Annotated in this window: 13 protein-coding genes, 2 pseudogenes and 1 other annotated feature; of the genes and pseudogenes, 13 read left to right on the top strand and 2 right to left on the bottom strand. The window is 67.0% G+C overall.

What is annotated here, in order from left to right; all coding sequences use genetic code 11:
• The 3 genes from BOSE125_RS17010 to BOSE125_RS17000 form a co-directional block, all read left to right on the top strand.
• On the top strand, positions 1 to 1,034 hold a 1,034-nt coding region (locus BOSE125_RS17010), incomplete at its 5' end, for a cation-translocating P-type ATPase (RefSeq protein ID WP_159555373.1).
• A 181-nt stretch (positions 1,035 to 1,215) separates the two neighbouring features.
• Entirely contained in the window at positions 1,216 to 1,689 is a 474-nt protein-coding gene (locus BOSE125_RS17005) for a signal peptidase II (protein WP_236558211.1), read from the top strand.
• Positions 1,690 to 2,326: 637 nt separating this feature from the next.
• Positions 2,327 to 3,055, top strand: a complete 729-nt coding sequence (locus BOSE125_RS17000) for a ZIP family metal transporter (RefSeq protein ID WP_159555369.1) — start codon at positions 2,327 to 2,329, stop codon at positions 3,053 to 3,055.
• Between the two features lie 55 nt (positions 3,056 to 3,110).
• Here the strand turns inward: BOSE125_RS17000 and BOSE125_RS16995 are convergent, their stop codons facing one another.
• A complete protein-coding gene (locus tag BOSE125_RS16995; protein ID WP_159555367.1) occupies positions 3,111 to 3,521 on the bottom strand; it encodes a four-helix bundle copper-binding protein in 411 nt (136 codons plus the stop codon).
• Positions 3,522 to 3,707: 186 nt separating this feature from the next.
• Between BOSE125_RS16995 and BOSE125_RS16990 the strand changes: the two genes are divergently transcribed.
• The 9 genes from BOSE125_RS16990 to BOSE125_RS16950 all read left to right on the top strand — a co-directional run bounded on the left by BOSE125_RS16990 (position 3,708) and on the right by BOSE125_RS16950 (position 13,167).
• The gene (locus BOSE125_RS16990) at positions 3,708 to 4,973 is read left to right on the top strand and encodes an Nramp family divalent metal transporter (RefSeq protein ID WP_159555365.1); all 1,266 of its coding nucleotides are present in this window, start codon (positions 3,708 to 3,710) and stop codon (positions 4,971 to 4,973) included.
• Positions 4,973 to 5,725 (top strand): metal-dependent transcriptional regulator, encoded by a 753-nt coding sequence (locus BOSE125_RS16985; protein ID WP_236558210.1) that lies wholly within the window; start codon positions 4,973 to 4,975, stop codon positions 5,723 to 5,725. The genes BOSE125_RS16990 and BOSE125_RS16985 overlap by 1 nt, the downstream gene beginning before the upstream one ends.
• A 75-nt stretch (positions 5,726 to 5,800) precedes the next feature.
• Complete coding sequence (locus tag BOSE125_RS16980) at positions 5,801 to 6,775, top strand: cytochrome c oxidase assembly protein (protein ID WP_159555363.1); 975 nt, start codon at positions 5,801 to 5,803, stop codon at positions 6,773 to 6,775.
• Between the two features lie 121 nt (positions 6,776 to 6,896).
• Positions 6,897 to 7,529: a copper resistance CopC family protein gene (locus tag BOSE125_RS16975; RefSeq protein ID WP_229672824.1), complete on the top strand. Its 633-nt coding sequence runs from the start codon at positions 6,897 to 6,899 to the stop codon at positions 7,527 to 7,529.
• Complete coding sequence (locus BOSE125_RS16970) at positions 7,526 to 9,544, top strand: cytochrome c oxidase assembly protein (protein WP_229672826.1); 2,019 nt, start codon at positions 7,526 to 7,528, stop codon at positions 9,542 to 9,544. Before BOSE125_RS16975 ends, BOSE125_RS16970 begins: the two co-directional genes overlap by 4 nt.
• Before the next feature lie 151 nt (positions 9,545 to 9,695).
• On the top strand, positions 9,696 to 10,073 hold the full coding sequence (locus BOSE125_RS16965; RefSeq protein WP_159555361.1) for a helix-turn-helix transcriptional regulator: 378 nt from the start codon (positions 9,696 to 9,698) through the stop codon (positions 10,071 to 10,073).
• Positions 10,073 to 11,008, top strand: a complete 936-nt coding sequence (locus BOSE125_RS16960; protein ID WP_159555359.1) for a cation diffusion facilitator family transporter — start codon at positions 10,073 to 10,075, stop codon at positions 11,006 to 11,008. Before BOSE125_RS16965 ends, BOSE125_RS16960 begins: the two co-directional genes overlap by 1 nt.
• A gap of 502 nt (positions 11,009 to 11,510) precedes the next feature.
• Entirely contained in the window at positions 11,511 to 12,479 is a 969-nt protein-coding gene (locus BOSE125_RS16955) for a DUF4192 family protein (protein WP_159555357.1), read from the top strand.
• A gap of 172 nt (positions 12,480 to 12,651) precedes the next feature.
• Positions 12,652 to 13,167 carry a hypothetical protein gene (locus BOSE125_RS16950; RefSeq protein ID WP_159555355.1) on the top strand — a complete coding sequence of 172 codons (516 nt, stop codon included), beginning with the start codon at positions 12,652 to 12,654 and terminating at the stop codon, positions 13,165 to 13,167.
• Between the two features lie 173 nt (positions 13,168 to 13,340).
• Here BOSE125_RS16950 and BOSE125_RS18155 read toward each other — a convergent pair.
• Positions 13,341 to 14,384, bottom strand: a pseudogene (locus BOSE125_RS18155) (YhcG family protein).
• A 506-nt stretch (positions 14,385 to 14,890) separates the two neighbouring features.
• Between BOSE125_RS18155 and BOSE125_RS16940 the strand changes: the two are divergent.
• A pseudogene (locus tag BOSE125_RS16940) lies at positions 14,891 to 15,936 on the top strand (IS3 family transposase); the annotation flags it as partial.
• Positions 15,190 to 15,339 (top strand) — a sequence feature (AL1L pseudoknot). It overlaps the preceding pseudogene by 150 nt.
• Positions 15,937 to 16,057 lie beyond the last annotated feature (121 nt).

Here is a 16,057-nt window from a genome sequence, read left to right as displayed (position 1 = left end):
TCTCGGCGATCGGCGCGGCCAGCCGGTTCGGGGTCGTCATCAAGTCCGGGGCGGCCTTCGAACGCCTCGGCGGGGTCCGCCACCTCGCCGTGGACAAGACCGGCACCCTGACCCGCAATCAGCCCACCGTCACCGCAATCCTCACCATCGATGAGGTCTCTGAGCAGGACGTGCTGAGCTGGGCTGCCGCCCTGGAACGGCATAGCACCCACCCGCTGGCCGCCGCGATCACCGCAGCTGCTCCCACCACGCCTGCGGCCGCCGACATCACTGAGACCGCCGGGCACGGCATCACCGGCCGTCTCGATGGCGCCACGGTCACCGTCGGCAGCCCCCGATGGCTCAGCCCCGGTCCCCTCGCTCAAGACGTCCAGAGCATGGAGGGGCAGGGCATGACCGTGGTTATCGTCCACCGCGACGGGTCGCCGGCCGGAGCGATCGGGGTCCGGGACGAGCTGCGCCCCGAGGTCCCCGCCGTCGTGACCACCCTGACCGGCCAGGGCATCGGGCTGACGATGCTCACCGGCGACAACACCCGCACCGCTCAGGCGATCGCTGCTCAGGCCGGCATCGAGGATGTGCGCGCAGAGCTGCGCCCCGAGGACAAGGCGGCCGCCGTCAATCAGCTCTCCGGTGCCGGGCCGACCGCGATGATCGGCGACGGCATCAACGATGCCCCGGCCCTGGCCGCCGCCGATGTCGGCATCGCCATGGGCGCCTCCGGTTCGGATGCGGCTATCGAGTCTGCCGATGTCGCCTTCACTGGCCATGATCTGCGTCTGATTCCCCAGGCTCTGGCGCACGCCCGCCGCGGCCGTCGAATCATCAACCAGAACATCGTCCTGTCACTGTTGATCATCGCCGTCCTGGTGCCGCTGGCCATCACCGGCGTCCTTGGATTGGCCGCCGTCGTGTTGGTCCACGAGGTCGCCGAGGTCATCGTCATCCTTAACGGCCTTCGCGCTGCCACCGGACGACGCTCCACCCTGGAGCCCCTTACCGACCGGCAGGCTCAGCCCGCCACCGTGGGATGAACCTTCGCTGTGCCTGCCGGACAGAGACTCCGCAGACACGGTGAAGGCCTCCCTGCCAGCGCCCTCCAGTTCCTTTCAATGTCTTCACGCGTCGCGCGGGGGTTCAGCCGATTCACCCTGCGCCGGGAAACGGGCGCACCACGAAAGGTAACGAATGAAAGACCGACGCAGGTATCCCCTCGTGCTCCTGACTGTCGGGATCGGGGTCGGCGTAGCGGTCCTGGACCAGTCGACCAAGTGGTGGGCGGAGCACGCCCTTTCCCTGGGTGAGCGAGTTCCGATCCTAGGAGATCTGCTCGGGCTCCAGTTGATCTATAACCCTGGCGCGGCCTTCTCGCTCGGCACTGACGCGACCTGGATCTTCACCATCATCTCGGCTGTGGCCGTCGGGGTGGCGATCTGGTTCACCCTTCGGGTCCGAACTCTGTCCTGGGCCATTGTGATTGGGTGCCTCGGTGGCGCGGCGGTCTCCCACCTGGGTGACCGGCTCCTGCGCCCACCCTCGGTCGGGCAGGGGCATATCGTGGACTTCATCGCCTATGGAGACTGGTTCATCGGCAACATAGCGGACATCTTCATCGTCGGCGGGGTGGTGGCCGTGCTCATCTTGGCCACCACGGAGCACGACCGCGACACCGCAGAAGCCCCGCAGTAGCTGCCACCAGGACACCTGCGCCGCCTGCGTCGGACGGCAAGCCCTACGGAGCAGCCCGTCGATGCCGGACGGGACCACAGGGATGCAGCGCTGTCTTGCACACGGCGACCAAGATCTTCGCGGTGGCTGCCTGCGGCATATGACTGTCTCTTCGAGGTCGCGATGCCGTTCGATAGCCTGACCTCATGGAGATGTCATGTGCTGATTGTGGATGCATGGTCAAACGGGGCGAAATCGTGCGCGCTTGCAATCGCCATCCGGCTTGTTGTTGCCGGGGTGTGCCGGTCGCGCATCTCAGAGAAGCACGGGGCGAATAGCGCACATCGCGGAAGGATCTCAGGACCCCGTGAGCGCGGCGTAAGCCCAGCTGGCGGTCACCGCGATATCCCGAGTCAGACCCGGAGCTCCTGGTTGGGGCCGATTTCAACGTCAACCGCATCACAACCCGTGACGGCCATGGCCGCGTTGCCCTCGGCCGTTGAAGCATCCGACCTCTGATCTGGTATCAGCCCAGCCCGGCTCGAACCGTTCGCACCGGAGCGGTGAAAACGGCCACGGCACGCGAGGGCCCTATTAGGGCCGAGTACGGGCCGAGACCGGGATGAGTTGATGTGTCCACCACGAGAAGGCGGCAAATATGGAGGGTTTCGTCCTCGTTCTGGCCCTGGCCGCACTGCCGGCGGCCGGCAACTTCCTCGGCGGACTGACCGCCGAGCTGCTCACGGTCTCCGGACGGGCTCTGTCCCTGTCCCTGCACCTGGCCGCGGGCATCGTGATGGCCGTGGTCGGGCTCGAGCTGATGCCCGAGGCGCTGACCGCCTCGGACCCATGGGTGCCGATCCTGGCCTTCATTGGCGGCGGAGCCCTGTTCGTGGGCATCGAGTGGCTCATTGGCTCGATTCGGAAACGCCTCGGCGCCGGTGGCGAGGTCAGCGGGCCGCTGGCGATCTTCACCGGGGTGTCCCTTGACCTGTTCAGCGACGGGGTGATGATCGGCACCGCAACCGTCCTGAACCCCTCTCTGGGCCTGCTGCTGGCCATCGGCCAGGTCCCGGCCGACGTGCCCGAGGGCTTCGCGGCGATCGCCACCTTGCGACGGGCCGGCATCCGCCGCCGCACCCGCATCCTCATGGCGGCCGCCTTCGCGGCCCCCATCCTGATGGGGGCCACTCTGGGCTATTTCGCCCTGCGCCAGGCCCCGGAGATCTTCACCCTGGCCGTACTGGCCCTGACTGGCGGGGCTCTGACCAGCGTGGTGGTCGAGGAAATGATCACCGAAGCCCACGAACACCCCACCAGCAAATGGGAACCTATCGCCCTCACTGGCGGTTTCGCCCTCTTCGCGGCCATCTCCGCCTACACCTAGGCCCGCAACAGCGGGACGGCGGCCAGACACTTTGCCGGCCGTGGTTGGTGCCGGTTCAGCCCATGGCTGTGAGCAGCTCCGCGCAGGTGTGTTCGCACCGCCGGCAGGCCTCGGCGCAGATCCCGCAGTGTTCGTGCATCTGGGCGTGGGAAGCACAGTCGTCCCCGCAGGTCTTGCAGGCGCTCCGGCAGGCCTCCAGCAGCGCCCGGGTGGTCTCGATGTTGGTGCCGGTCTGGCGGGACAGTACCGCCCCGGTGGCGGCACAAATGTCGGCGCAGTCCAGGTTCTTGCGGATGCACTCTCTCAACTCGGCGACGGTGTCCTCGGCCAGGCAGGCATCCGCGCAGGCCGTGCAGGTCTGGGCGCATTCGAGGCAGGCGGCGATGCACTCGGCCAGTTTCTGCCGGTCGATGCTGCCCACCTCCTTCGGGTAGGCCTCCAGCATCTGCTGCACACGGTCGGTCATGACGTTCCCCTTCCTCGGTGGAGCTGTTATGGGGCGCCGGTCGGCTCGGGCCGACCCTGTCACCGACCGTAGGTCGTTGGCGCCGGCCGGATGAAGACCTCACCCGCGGCCACGTCGGCCATTGCTCAGCCAATCTCCCTCGGCGAAAGTTCGTGTAGCTTAACTTTCATGCGGGCACCATCGAGGATGACGACAAGGGCCGAGACCGTCTCAGAAGCGGCGGCCGGGCAGTGCTGGGTCCGGCGCCAGCCGGTGCCCTGGCTGTTGGGGCCGGCCTTCGTGGCGGCGGTGGCCTACGTGGACCCGGGCAATGTGGCGGCCAACCTCACCGCGGGGGCCCAGTACGGGTACCTGCTGGTGTGGGTGCTGGTGGCCGCGAACCTGATGGCCGTGCTGGTGCAGTACCTCTCGGCCAAGCTCGGGCTGGTCACCGGGTCCTCGCTGCCCGAGCTGCTGGGCAAGCGGCTGCCACGGGGCAGGCGGCTGGCCTACTGGGTGCAGGCCGAGGCCGTGGCCGCGGCCACCGACCTGGCCGAGGTGCTGGGCGGGGCGATCGCCCTGCACATCCTCTTCGGGATCCCCCTGCTTCTAGGCGGACTGATCATCGGGGTGGTCTCGATGCTGTTGCTGGTCATCCAGTCCCGGCACGGCCAGCGGCCCTTCGAGTTCGTCGTGATCGGCCTGCTGGTGATCGTGACCCTCGGCTTCGTCGCCGGCCTGTTCTTCGGCCCGGTCTCCTGGGGTGCGGCGGTGGCCGGGATCGTGCCGCGCTTCGAAGGCGTCCAGACCGTGCTGCTGGCCGCCAGCATGCTCGGGGCCACGGTCATGCCGCACGCGATCTACGCACATTCGTCCCTGGCCCGGGACCGGCACGGCAGCCCGCTCCCCACCGCGGCGCTGCCGCGGCTGCTGACCGCGACCCGCTGGGATGTGGTGCTGTCCCTGCTGGTGGCCGGGTCCGTGAATATCGCCATGCTGCTGCTGGCCGCTGGCAACCTGGCCGGGGTTCCCGGCACCGACAGCATCGAGGGCGCCCATGCAGCGATCACCACCGCGCTGGGCCCGGTGGTCGGTATCGCCTTCGGCCTGGGGCTGCTGGCCTCCGGGCTGGCCTCGACCTCGGTGGGCTGCTACGCCGGCTCGACCATCATGGCCGGGCTGCTGCACCGGAACATCCCGCAGGCAGCCCGCCGGGCCATCACCCTGATTCCGGCGCTGGCGGTCATTGCCGCCGGGGTGGAGCCGACGTGGGCGCTCGTGCTTTCCCAGGTGGTGCTGAGCCTGGGCATCCCCTTCGCCCTGATCCCCCTGGTCGCCCTGACCGGCAACCACACGGTGATGGGGTCCTTCACCAATCGGGCGCCGTTGCAAGTGGCGGCCTGGGTGGTCGTGGGCCTGATCGTGGCACTGAATCTGGCCCTGATCGGGCTAATGGCCACCGGCCAAGGCTGATGACCACCGGCAAGGCTGAGACCCCGGGGTTGGGTAGCGTGGCCGGTATGGACCCGAGCGAGCTCACCCCCGTGGCCCAGGACTACCTCAAGGTCATTTGGTCGGCCACCGAATGGGGAGACCCGCCCATCACCACCACCGCCCTGGCCTCCCGCCTCGGCACCACGGCCCCGAACGTCGCCGACACCGTCAAACGTCTGGCCGCCCAGGGGCTGGTGGAGTACCGCCCGTACAAACCGGTCAACCTCACCGCAGCCGGACGGGACTACGCCGTGGCCATGGTCCGCCGCCACCGGCTTCTCGAGACTTTCCTGGTCACCACCCTGGGCTACTCCTGGGACCAGGTCCACGACGAGGCCGATCGGCTCGAACACGCCGCCTCCCAAACGCTCATCGAACGTATCGACGCCCTGCTCGGCCACCCCGACCGCGACCCGCACGGAGACCCCATCCCGACCGTGGAGGGCCACACCCACCGACCGGCCCACGCCATCCGCCTGGCCGACGCCGCCCCCGACATCTACCGCATCGCGAGGGTCTCGGATGCCGATCCCGCCCGCCTGAATCGCTTCAGCGGCCACGGCCTGCGGCCTGGCCAGACGGTCCGGGTGGGTGAGCGTGAGGCCGGTGAACTGACCATCAGCCTCCCGGGCAACGACCAAGCCCCGCTGGTCCTGGCCCCGGAGGAAACCAAAGCGATCTGGGTCAGCCCGGCGGCATCCGCAGGTCTTCGAGGACCTGCGTCCATCTAGGCGGAACCCGGATTACGGGGTCCCGCTCCCGGGCGTGGAAGACTAGGCCGATGACAGCCAAGGCTCCCTGCAACCATGGATGAGGCCGGCATGGACGGACCGGTCTGGATCCCGACGGAGCCCCCCAGCCTGGAGAACTTCCTCGCTCCCACCTTGCAGCCGATCCCGCTGATCCCCGCCATCGCCGTGGTGCTGGGCTTGCTGTATCTGGCCGGGGCGCTGCGGCTCTGGAGCGCCAGACGTCGGTGGCCGGTGTGGAGGACCCTGTGCTTCTTGCTGGGGTGCGCGGTTATCGCGGTGACCATGGGCGCCGGAGTCGAAGGCTACGGGCTGAAGATGTTCTCCGTGTTCATCTTCCAACAACTGACCTTGATGATCGCCATCCCCCCGCTATTGGTGTTGGGCAGCCCGGGCACCCTGTTACTGCGGGCCACCCCTCACCGCGGACCTGGCAGGGCGGTGCTGCGACTGGCCCAAGCCGGCCTGCGCTCCCGGCTGGGCCGGATCGCCCTTCACCCGGGATTCACCATCCCGCTGTTCCTGATCACGTACTACGGGATCTACCTCAGTGGGCTGGACGACCGACTATTGCCCACCTGGTACGGCCACACGGGCCTGGAACTGCTGTTCTTGGCCTCGGGGGTCCTGTTCACCATCCCGCTGCTATCCAGCGACCCCTTGCCAGCCAGGCAGGGCTTTGGCGGCCGCATGTTCGATGTGGCCATCGAGATGCCGCTGCACGCCTTCTTCGGGGTGGTCCTGATGATGGCCACCACCCCGATCGTGGAGTTCTTCGCCACGCCCCCGGCCAGCTGGGGCCTCGATCCGATGGAGGACCAGCAGATCGCCGGTGGCCTGGCCTGGGCCTACGGCGAACTGCCCACCGTGCTGATCCTGGTCTTCATCGCCCACCAGTGGTTCCGCGCGGACACCCGCCAAGCCCGCCGTGCCGATGCCGAAGCCGACCTCAACGGCACCCCGGAGCTTGATGCGTACAACGCCTACCTCGAACAACTCGCCGCCGGAACACCTCCGGGCCCATCGCGGTAAAGCCCTTCTCCGGCCTGGACTATCCGCCGGCCCGCCCTTCGACTCGTGATCGCTCATGCTTTCCGACTCTGGCGCGATCCGTTGGTACGCTAAGGGCGTTTTCTACAGGAGGTAGAAGTTGTTGCGACGACAGGCCGTGCGGCCACTTGGCCCCATCCTGGCCTTCCTGGCAGTGCTGATGCTGGTCCTGCTGGCCCCCCTTTCCCCGGCCTCGGCTCATGATGCTGTGACGGGAACGAATCCTGACGACGGGCAGAATCTGGAGACGGTCCCGGAGGCCATCGACATCGTCTTCACCGATACCCCGCTGTCTCTGGGCTCACAGATCCTGGTCGAGGACGACCAGGGCGAGAACTGGGCTGCCGGGGAAGTGGAGATCTCCGGCAATACGGCTTCTCAGGCACTCAAGCCCGACACCCCCGCCGGTGAGTACACCGTGACCTGGCGTGTGGTGTCCTCGGACTCCCACCCGATCGAAGGCACGTTCAGCTTCACTGCGGCCGGGGCCGCCGCCGACCCATCCTCAACCCCCAGCACGCCGGCCTCGAGCCAGTCGCCGCCTGCCGCCACCACAACCGAGCCCACGACGGCCCCGATGACCGACACGGCGGCACCGGCCTCCGAGGATGCCGGACCGGGCTTCCCGATCGGCTTCGTCATTGCGCTGGGCGTGCTGCTTCTCGCTCTGGCGGTCGTCGTCGTGACTGTCCTGGCCCGTCGAGGTCGAACGGACGGCCCGGGGTCCAGTGAATGACTACCGACACGCCGGCCGGGGTTTCCATGGGTCAACCGTCGAGCGCTGATCATCCGGAATCCGCAGCCCAGCAACGCCGATCGGGACGGGCCTGGATCTGGCTGGTGGCGGCCTTTGTCCTCGCCACGGCCGTCGTCGCCGCCAGCGCCGCGTTTTCCGGGGCCGTCGCCGAACGCGAGACCCTGGACCCGGGCGCCTTCGCCCGGTGGGCCCTGCCGATCGTTCTGACCGTCCATCATCTCGCGGTCGCAGTGGTGGCCGGCTGCCTACTCTTCGCGGTCGCCCTCCTGCCGCCCTGGCGTGACCGGGCAGCAGGCGCTGCCGGTGACCGAGAACAGCGGCAGGATCCCCATCCAGCCTTCACCCGCGCCATGGCCACTGCCTCCGCCGTCTCGATTGTCTGGGTATTTTCTGCGGTGGCCGTCTTCGTGCTGACCTATGCCAATCTCTCCGGGCAGCCGGTGTCCGGCAGCGAGGCGTTCGCCCGCGAGCTGGTCTACTTCGGCACCGACCTGCTCGTCGGCCAGGCTTGGGCCACCGTCGTAGCGATCGCCTTCACCGTCTGTACCCTGACCTTTCTGGTCCGGTCTCCAGTCGCCTTGGTCGCCACCACCTTTCTCGCCCTATCCACGGCCATCCCGATCTCCCTGGTCGGGCACGCAGCCGGCAGCGACGACCACTTTGCCGGCGTCGGCGCCCTGGTTGTGCACTGGCTCGGCGTCCTGGTCTGGGTGGGTGGCGTGGCCGCCCTCGTGGTCGTGGTCCCGGCATTGACCGGTTCCCAGGCCGGGGCCAACACCTCCGGTGGTGTCCCGCTGGCCAGGACGGTGTTGGAACGCTTCTCGACGCTGGCAGGTGTGGCGTTCTTCCTCGTCTTCGCCTCCGGGGTGGTCAACTCCGTGTTGCGCCTGGGGGACTGGGAGGGGCTGTTTACCCGGTACGGCCAACTGATCCTGATCAAAGCCGCCGCGACCCTGCTGCTGGGAGCCATCGGCCTAGCCCACCGCCGATGGGCCATCGGACGGCTCGAGACCGTCTCGGCCGGCCGGACGGCCTGGCGACTGGTCATCGTCGAGCTGGGCATCATGGCCAGCATCATCGGAGTGACCGCGGCCCTGGGCCGGACCGCACCACCGGTGCCCCAGGAGATCGAACCGGCGATCACCCCGGCCGAGGTCCTCACCGGCTACCTGCTGCCCCCCGAACTGAGCTGGGACCGGTGGCTCACCGAGTGGCGCTGGGACTGGCTCTGGGTGGCCTTCGTTGCCGTCGCTGCCGCCGTCTACCTCCTCGGCGTGCGCAAGGCCCAGGTCTGGCCGTGGCAACGAACCGCCAGCTGGATGACGGGACTGGCCGTGCTGCTCTACGTCACCTGCTCGGCACCAACCATCTACGGCATGGTCCTCTTCAGCGCCCACTCCCTCATGCTGCTGGCCCTGGCCGTTCTCGTCCCGCTGCTGCTGGTCCTCGGTGCGCCCCTGCAGCTGATGGCCCGCACGGTCGCCCGTCGCACCGACGGCATCCGGGGCGCCCGCGAATGGGTGGACGTCGTACGCCCAGCGCTGTCATACCCGGCCCTCAATGCCGTCGTGCTGGCTGCCTCGCTCGGGCTGGTCTACTACACCCCACTCTTCCGCCTGGTGCTGGAATACTGGATCGTCCACCAAGTCGCGAACCTGTACTTCCTCGCCGTGGGATTCTGCTTCATGACCTCGGTGATCGCACCCTCCAGCGGGCGTCCGATACCGCGAACCGCTCAGATCCGCACCGCAGCGATCCTGGCCGGTGCGCTGTTGCTCTGGGCCATCGTGCTGGCCGCCGGAGTCCTCCCGGTGCTGGAGCCCGACTGGTTCGTCAACATGGCACGCACGTGGGGGCCACCGGTCACCCTGGACCAGCAACTGGCCGGAATCTCGGTGCTGGTGGCTGGGTTCGCCCCGATGGCTTTCCTGCTGACCGCATTGATCCTGTATCGGGCCCCACGCCATGAAAGCGCACCCAGCTCGACCTCTTGAAGCGACCCGGGTGCATACCGGTCCTGCATCACCATTACAGCGAGAGGTGGCCTTCCCGGTTCTTCCATGGGACCAGCATCCGAAAGCCCCAGAGGTCTGTCGGTTCGGCACGACGATTCCAAGTAACGCCGTACGGGGATATCATCGTCGTATGACGATTTATCCTCTGCATGCCGAGTCTGCGGGCTTGAAGGACCGTGGTGCCTATGCGGCGTTGTTCCACGCCCTGTCTGAGCCGACCCGTCTGGCACTGTTGGAGCACCTGGCCACCGGTGAGCACCGGGTGCGGGACCTCGTGGACCACATGCATCTGGCTCAGTCCACGGTGAGTAAGCACCTGGCCTGCCTGCGGGACTGCGGGTTGGTCACGGTACGCGCAGAGGGGCGGTCCTCGTGGTTCCGCCTGGCCGATCCGGGCCGGCTGGCCGAACTCATGGCGATTGCGGACGAGCTGCTCAGCGCCTCAGGTGTCGCACTATCGCTGCGCGACCATCACGATCACGATGAACTGGCCGCCGGGGAGGGCTGATGGGCGCCGGACACAATCATGGCCAGGTGCCGCAGCGAGCCGACCGGGGGATGCGCCGCCGGCTGCTCGTCGCTTTCGGCCTGACTGCGGTCATCGTGGTGGCCCAGGCCGTCGGCAGCGTGGTCACCGGCAGCCTGGCCCTCCTGACCGACACCGCCCATGCCGTGGGCGACGCCTCCGGGCTGCTGGTGGCCGTCATCGCCGCGACCATGATGCTGCGCCCAGCGAACAGCAACCGGACATGGGGATTCGCCCGGATCGAGGTCGTCGCCGCTCTCGGTCAGGCAGCTTTGCTGCTCGTGGTTGGCACCTATGCCGCCGTCGAAGGCATCCGCCGGCTCTTCGAACCCCAGGAGGTGCCCGGCACCGAACTGCTGGTCTTCGGCATCGTTGGGCTAGTCGCCAACATCGCCGCCATCGCGGTGCTGGCAACCAGCCGGGGTGCGAACTTCAACATGCGCGCCGCGTTCCTAGAGGTCTTCAACGACGCCCTTGGGTCGTTGGGGGTGATCATCGCTGCCATCGTCATCAACACCACCGGATTCCAACAGGCCGACACCATCGCTGCCCTGTTCATCGCCGCCCTGATCGTTCCCCGCGCCTTCATGCTTCTGCGAGAGACCGTGCGGGTGCTCATGGAGTTCACCCCCAAGGGGGTGGACCTGGACGAGGTTCGGACCCACATCCTGGAACTGGACCACGTCCGCGAGGTCCACGATCTGCACGCTTCAATGATCGGCACCGGCCAGCCAGTCATCACTGCCCACGTCGTCGTCGATGACCGGTGTTTCGAATCCGGACATGCCCCGCAGGTCCTGGAAACGATGCAGGCCTGTTTGCGGGAACACTTCCCAGTCTCTTTCGACCACGCCACCATCCAGCTCGAGACCGCCGAGCTGCGAGGACGGGAATCGGGCGCAGTCCAACATGCCTGAAACGAAATAATTACCCCCACGGGGTTCTCACCGACGCGACAATAAGCAGTCGATAATAGTCCGACGCTGACGTCCGCGACAGGCGAATCCGAGTCAAGGCCGGTGGGGTTCCTCGCCTGCTCGGAACACCACAGGCGGGCGGCCGCAAGCGGCCGGCTGTTTTGTCCTGGTCCGCCGGAACGGCGTCGACCAGGACGCCGGCCCTGACGGGCCGGATCTTCTTCGTTTTTTGCTGCTGTCCTTCGGATGATGCGCCCCGGCTCCACCGGCACAAGCCCCTCCTGCGTCGGGGCCGGTTCCCCCGGAAACTTCCGGTCGGCGCTCCCTCGTTCCTCGGTCGCTTCTTTCCTCCCGGAACTTTCCTCCTCCACCGCCCTACGGGTTGATGCCGGCTCCGTCCGGGGCAGCTCACTGCGTTTCGCCAGCAGGCAAAAAAATACGGGGGAACGACGAAGCGCGGGGCTGGCACCGCGACCCCCTTCACCTATCCGTGGAGGAAGAAATGACCACCTTTACCGCTACCACCATCGCTGATGTTCTCGACTACGCCGCCGGAGTTCTCGGCCTACGGCCCACCCATTCGCTGGTCGTGCTGCCGATGCAGGACAACGCCTTGGGCCCGGTGCTCCGCACCGATGCCCCCGGCACTGACGTTCCGGCGCAGACCGTGGCGGACTCGATCATCGAGAACCTGTCTCACGCCCTCGCAGATGGCGCGCTGTTTATCGGGTTCGACGCGGACCCGGCCGTGGTCCAGGCCGTGGCCGAGGCCATGACCAAGCGCGGCCTGCCAATCCACGAAACGATCCACGTGGCTGGCAACCACTACACCGCGTTCCACGGGACCGAGGGGGAATGGAACCCCGGACAGACCGCGATCGGCCTGGAAACCGCCTACAACCGGGACGAACGCGACCAGATCCCCGAGTTGCCCACCCCTGCAGGGTTGGCGGCAGAGCCCGCACTGACCGAGCGGGCCCGGCTGGTGCGCACGGACCATGCGGAAGCCATGACCGAAGTCCGGGGCCTGTGGGCTACCGTCCTGGCCGGAGCCGAGCCGACCCCCGCCCAGATCCGCACCTTGCGGGCCGCGTTCAGCCTCTACGAGTCCCGGGACCGCCTGCACGCAGACACCTACGGGGCCGGAGACGGGCCCGGGTGGGAAGCGATCTTCACCGGCGACCCGGGCGAGCCGGTGGTATGGGGGAAGGTCGAAGCCGGAGAGGCCGCCCTGCGCCTGCTGGTCACGCACGCCGACACCGTTGAGGCCGCACACCTGTTGGCCCTGCTGGCACACATCTACTGGATGCAGGGACGCGGCACCGCCGCCGGACGAACCGCAGATCGAGCCTGCGAATCCGACGCAGACAACACGTTCGCCCGACTGATCTCCCACCTGACGAACGCCGGAAAGCTGGCCCCGGTCGCCCGCGACCGAGACCGGGCATGGTCCACGAACCGGCCCCAGTGATCCCAACCCGGTAACCCGGGGGCGGGGTTATCCACAGGATGACCCCGTCCCCGGGCGCGACCACCGGGAACCTGCCTACGCTGGGAACAGCCCAACAGCAGGAGCACTAGCAGGGACCCCCCGCCCTCCCGGCGGGACTCCCTGCCAAGCGCCACCCACACCAGGAGCCCCCATGAGCGCCACCCCCCACACCATGGCAGGCATGGCCGCCGCCCGCGTCAGCGAGCTGCCCCTGGCGGCCATCACGATCTACCGTGCCGAACTGCGCGAGGCCCGACGCCCCTCCGGGGCACGGGCACGCACCGGCCTAGCGCTACGCCTGGAAGCAACGATCGCAACTCTCTTGGCCGCCGGCTACGCCGCCGCCCACGACCAACCCTGGGCGGCCGTTCCCCTCGGGCTCATCAACCTCGCGATAGTGGCTGGCCCCTTGGCGATCACCGCCCTACCAGACTGGATCGCGTGGACTGACAGTAACGGTCACGCCGTGACGATCACCGACCCCAACGCCAAGCCCATCGGGTACTGGAGTCTCGCTCCAGACCCGAGCGCAACCGGGAGCCAAGTCGAGGCGCACCTAACGGCCATGCTCGAGGGAACGTCACCCGCCGCCGCGACACGGGTGGATCTATTTACCGCCGAGCGGCACACCGCCCCACCATGGGATACCCGCCACCACACGAACTAAACTCAACCCTCCGTACCCCTCCACGGGTACCGGCCCCACAAGGGCCACCACCGGCCCCGGGTTTCGTCGCCCGGGGCCGGCCATGCGATAGACCCGGTGACACTGCGGCCACTCCTTGCAAGACACAGCAGCCACCACGGGGGAGCGCCCCCGGAGTTCCTCGAAGCCGGGGCCTAGGATTCCTCGTCAGGTAACGCGTCCAGAGCGGCGATGAGCTGGTCCTCCGCAGGGACCAGATTCCGGTCGGCCGCCGGCAGTTGATCGTAGGTGTAGGCGGAAACCGCCAGTGGTGACGTTGACCGACCCAAGGCGTATCGGACGGTGTGGTCGTTCTTGCTGCCGCAAATCAGGATCCCCACCGTGGGCGCGTGAGCCTCGCGCTTGAGCAGGTCATCAACCAGGGCGACGTAGAAGTTCAGCTTGCCGGCATACTCCGGTTGGAACTTGCCAGTCTTGAGCTCGATGACGAAGCAACGCAGCTGCTCGACGTGGAAGAACAACAGGTCGATGTAGAAGTCATCTCCGTCCACCTCGAGGTGCACCTGACGCCCCACGAAAGCGAAGCCGTGCCCCAGCTCCCACAACGTCTCGGCGATCCGGTCCATCAGGGCCTGCTCCAGATCACGCTCTGCAACAGCTCCGGACAAGCCCAAGAACTCAAAGGAATACGGGTCCTTGGCGACCTGCTGCGCCAACTCGGAATCCGGGGCCGCCAGATGGGTGCCGAAGTTCGACGGGGCGGTGCCGGAACGCTCCAGGGACCGGTTCATGATCATGTTCATCAACACATTCCGCGACCACCCATGCTCCACGGCCGCGGCAGCATAACGGTCCCGCGCCGACACGGCATCGAGCTTATCCAGCAGGACGCGGACGTGGCCCCACGGCAAATGTCCCACAGGCTGTGGGACATTTGGGTCCCAGTCCGGCCACGCCGCGGCGAAAGCCCGCATGTAGAACAGGTTGCTGCGGGAGAAACCCGTCATCTGGGGGAACTCAGCCCGCAGATCCTGGGCCAACCGGCCAATGACCCCGCTACCCCAGCCCTGGTGTTGTTGCCGGGTCAGGCTGTCCCGCCCGATCCTCCAGTAGAGCCCGAGCAGGTCCGTGTTGACCCGACGCAAAGTTTGTAGACGGGCGCCCCGGACGTGCTACTTCAGCCAGGCTAGAAAGGCCGGGTAATCATCGGGCAGGGCGAGCTCAGCGGGATCAGTCACGGACCGCATCCTATCGACGAAGGCCAGTGCCTAACCGTTGAGCTCCCGCGTAGTGCGATCAACATTTGGAACGCCACGAACAGTCAACAACCTGGACCGCTGCCGCCCACTAGAGGACTGTGGCGATCCCTCTCGAAAGAACGGCCGCTACAGTCCTCCAATGGTCAGCACCAGACAGAAGATGGTCAGGAGAGCAAAAGCTCGAACGCAAATGGACCGAGAAGAAAGATACTCGCCCCAGTCCACGTGACCCATCGGGGGAGAGGTAGGCGCCGGGCCAACATCAGATTGACCCACATGAAGACGGGCACAAGAATCAGCAGCCATGCTGCGCCGATACTCAACCCCAGACCCGGGGAATCCAACTGGCGATAACCGATAGGACCGAAATAGTGAAGCAGGGCGAGATAGGCCATCCCCAACGGAACATAACTCACCAGCCCGAACATCAGTGAATCGCCCTGGGTTTCTTGGAGACTCCTGACCTTGGAAACGAGGATGGGGTTATGCCGAAGGACATCTCGCAGGATCAGCCGACCACGCGTCGGTACAGCGCGGAGGAGAAGGCCGCGGCGGTACGCATGGTCCGTACCCTGCGCGCTGAGCTGGGTACCACTCAGGGCACCGTGAAGCGGGTGGCTGAACAGCTCGGTTACGGGACGGAGTCGGTGCGGACCTGGGTCAAGCAGGCCGACGTCGATGACGGCCACACTCCGGGCGTCACCACCGATGAGGCCGCGAGAATGCTGGCTTTGGAGCAGGAGAATCGCGAGTTGCGCCGCGCCAACGAAATTCTCAAGAGGGCTGCTTCTTTCTTCGGGGCGGAGCTCGACCGCCAACACAAGAGATAGTCGCCTTCATCGACGCCAACCGGCACGAGTTCTTCGATGGCCACAAGCTCGGAGTCGAGCCCATCTGCACCGCCCTGCGCCAAGCAGGAGTGCAGGTGGCTCCGAGCACGTACTACTCCGCGAAGTCCCGTGCACCCTCCGTGCGATCGAAACGGGATGCGGTGATGGCCCCGATCGTGCGGCAGCTGTGGGAGGAGAACTACCGGGTCTACGGGGCTCGGAAGATCTGGAAGGCCGCCCAGCGCGCCGGCCACCAGATCGGACGGGACCAGGTGGCCCGTCTCATGAGTGCCGAGGGAATCGAAGGAGTGCGACGAACCAAGAGGGTACGGACCACCCGCCCGGATCCTGAAGCGCCCCGTCACCCTGACCTGGTGGGCCGACAGTTCACCGCCGAGACGCCAAACCAGCTGTGGGTCACCGACCTGACCTATGTGCCGACCTGGGCCGGCGTCGCCTACGTGTGCTTCATCATCGACGCCTGCTCGCGCGCGATTGTCGGCTGGCGGGTCGCCTCGCACATGCGGACCTCCATGGTCCTGGATGCAATCGAGATGGCCCGCTGGTCCCGCGGCACCACACTGACCGGCTTGCGCTGCCATAGCGATGCAGGATCGCAATTCACATCGATTCGCTACGGGGAGCGGCTGGCCGAGATCGGGGCGGTGCCCTCGATCGGCACCGTCGGCGACAGCTACGATTGTCAGTCTGTTTCTGCCGCGTCCCGCAAGGATGAGGTAGTCCTGGCCGGAGTGTTCTGACCCTTGCTTACGATTGGCCCGTAGGGTGCCTTGGCGTTGATCTGTCGAGCCTCCGGCCGGG

This window comes from Citricoccus sp. K5 (genome assembly GCF_902506195.1).
Classification (GTDB): Bacteria; Actinomycetota; Actinomycetes; order Actinomycetales; family Micrococcaceae; genus Citricoccus.
The sequence above is the reverse complement of the archived record's forward strand: the minus strand, read 5'-3'. Positions and strand labels throughout refer to the sequence as shown.

What these genes read in the sequence shown, in the direction of transcription:
- BOSE125_RS16985 (WP_236558210.1), top strand. Translation starts at nt 4,973, where the DNA reads ATGACCACCGGCAAGGCTGAGACCCCGGGGTTGGGTAGCGTGGCCGGT.
- BOSE125_RS16955 (WP_159555357.1), top strand. Translation starts at nt 11,511, where the DNA reads ATGACCACCTTTACCGCTACCACCATCGCTGATGTTCTCGACTACGCC.
- BOSE125_RS16960 (WP_159555359.1), top strand. Translation starts at nt 10,073, where the DNA reads ATGGGCGCCGGACACAATCATGGCCAGGTGCCGCAGCGAGCCGACCGG.
- BOSE125_RS16950 (WP_159555355.1), top strand. Translation starts at nt 12,652, where the DNA reads ATGAGCGCCACCCCCCACACCATGGCAGGCATGGCCGCCGCCCGCGTC.
- BOSE125_RS17000 (WP_159555369.1), top strand. Translation starts at nt 2,327, where the DNA reads ATGGAGGGTTTCGTCCTCGTTCTGGCCCTGGCCGCACTGCCGGCGGCC.
- BOSE125_RS16990 (WP_159555365.1), top strand. Translation starts at nt 3,708, where the DNA reads ATGACGACAAGGGCCGAGACCGTCTCAGAAGCGGCGGCCGGGCAGTGC.
- BOSE125_RS16995 (WP_159555367.1), bottom strand. Translation starts at nt 3,521, where the DNA reads ATGACCGACCGTGTGCAGCAGATGCTGGAGGCCTACCCGAAGGAGGTG.
- BOSE125_RS16970 (WP_229672826.1), top strand. Translation starts at nt 7,526, where the DNA reads ATGACTACCGACACGCCGGCCGGGGTTTCCATGGGTCAACCGTCGAGC.
- BOSE125_RS16980 (WP_159555363.1), top strand. Translation starts at nt 5,801, where the DNA reads ATGGATGAGGCCGGCATGGACGGACCGGTCTGGATCCCGACGGAGCCC.
- BOSE125_RS16965 (WP_159555361.1), top strand. Translation starts at nt 9,696, where the DNA reads ATGACGATTTATCCTCTGCATGCCGAGTCTGCGGGCTTGAAGGACCGT.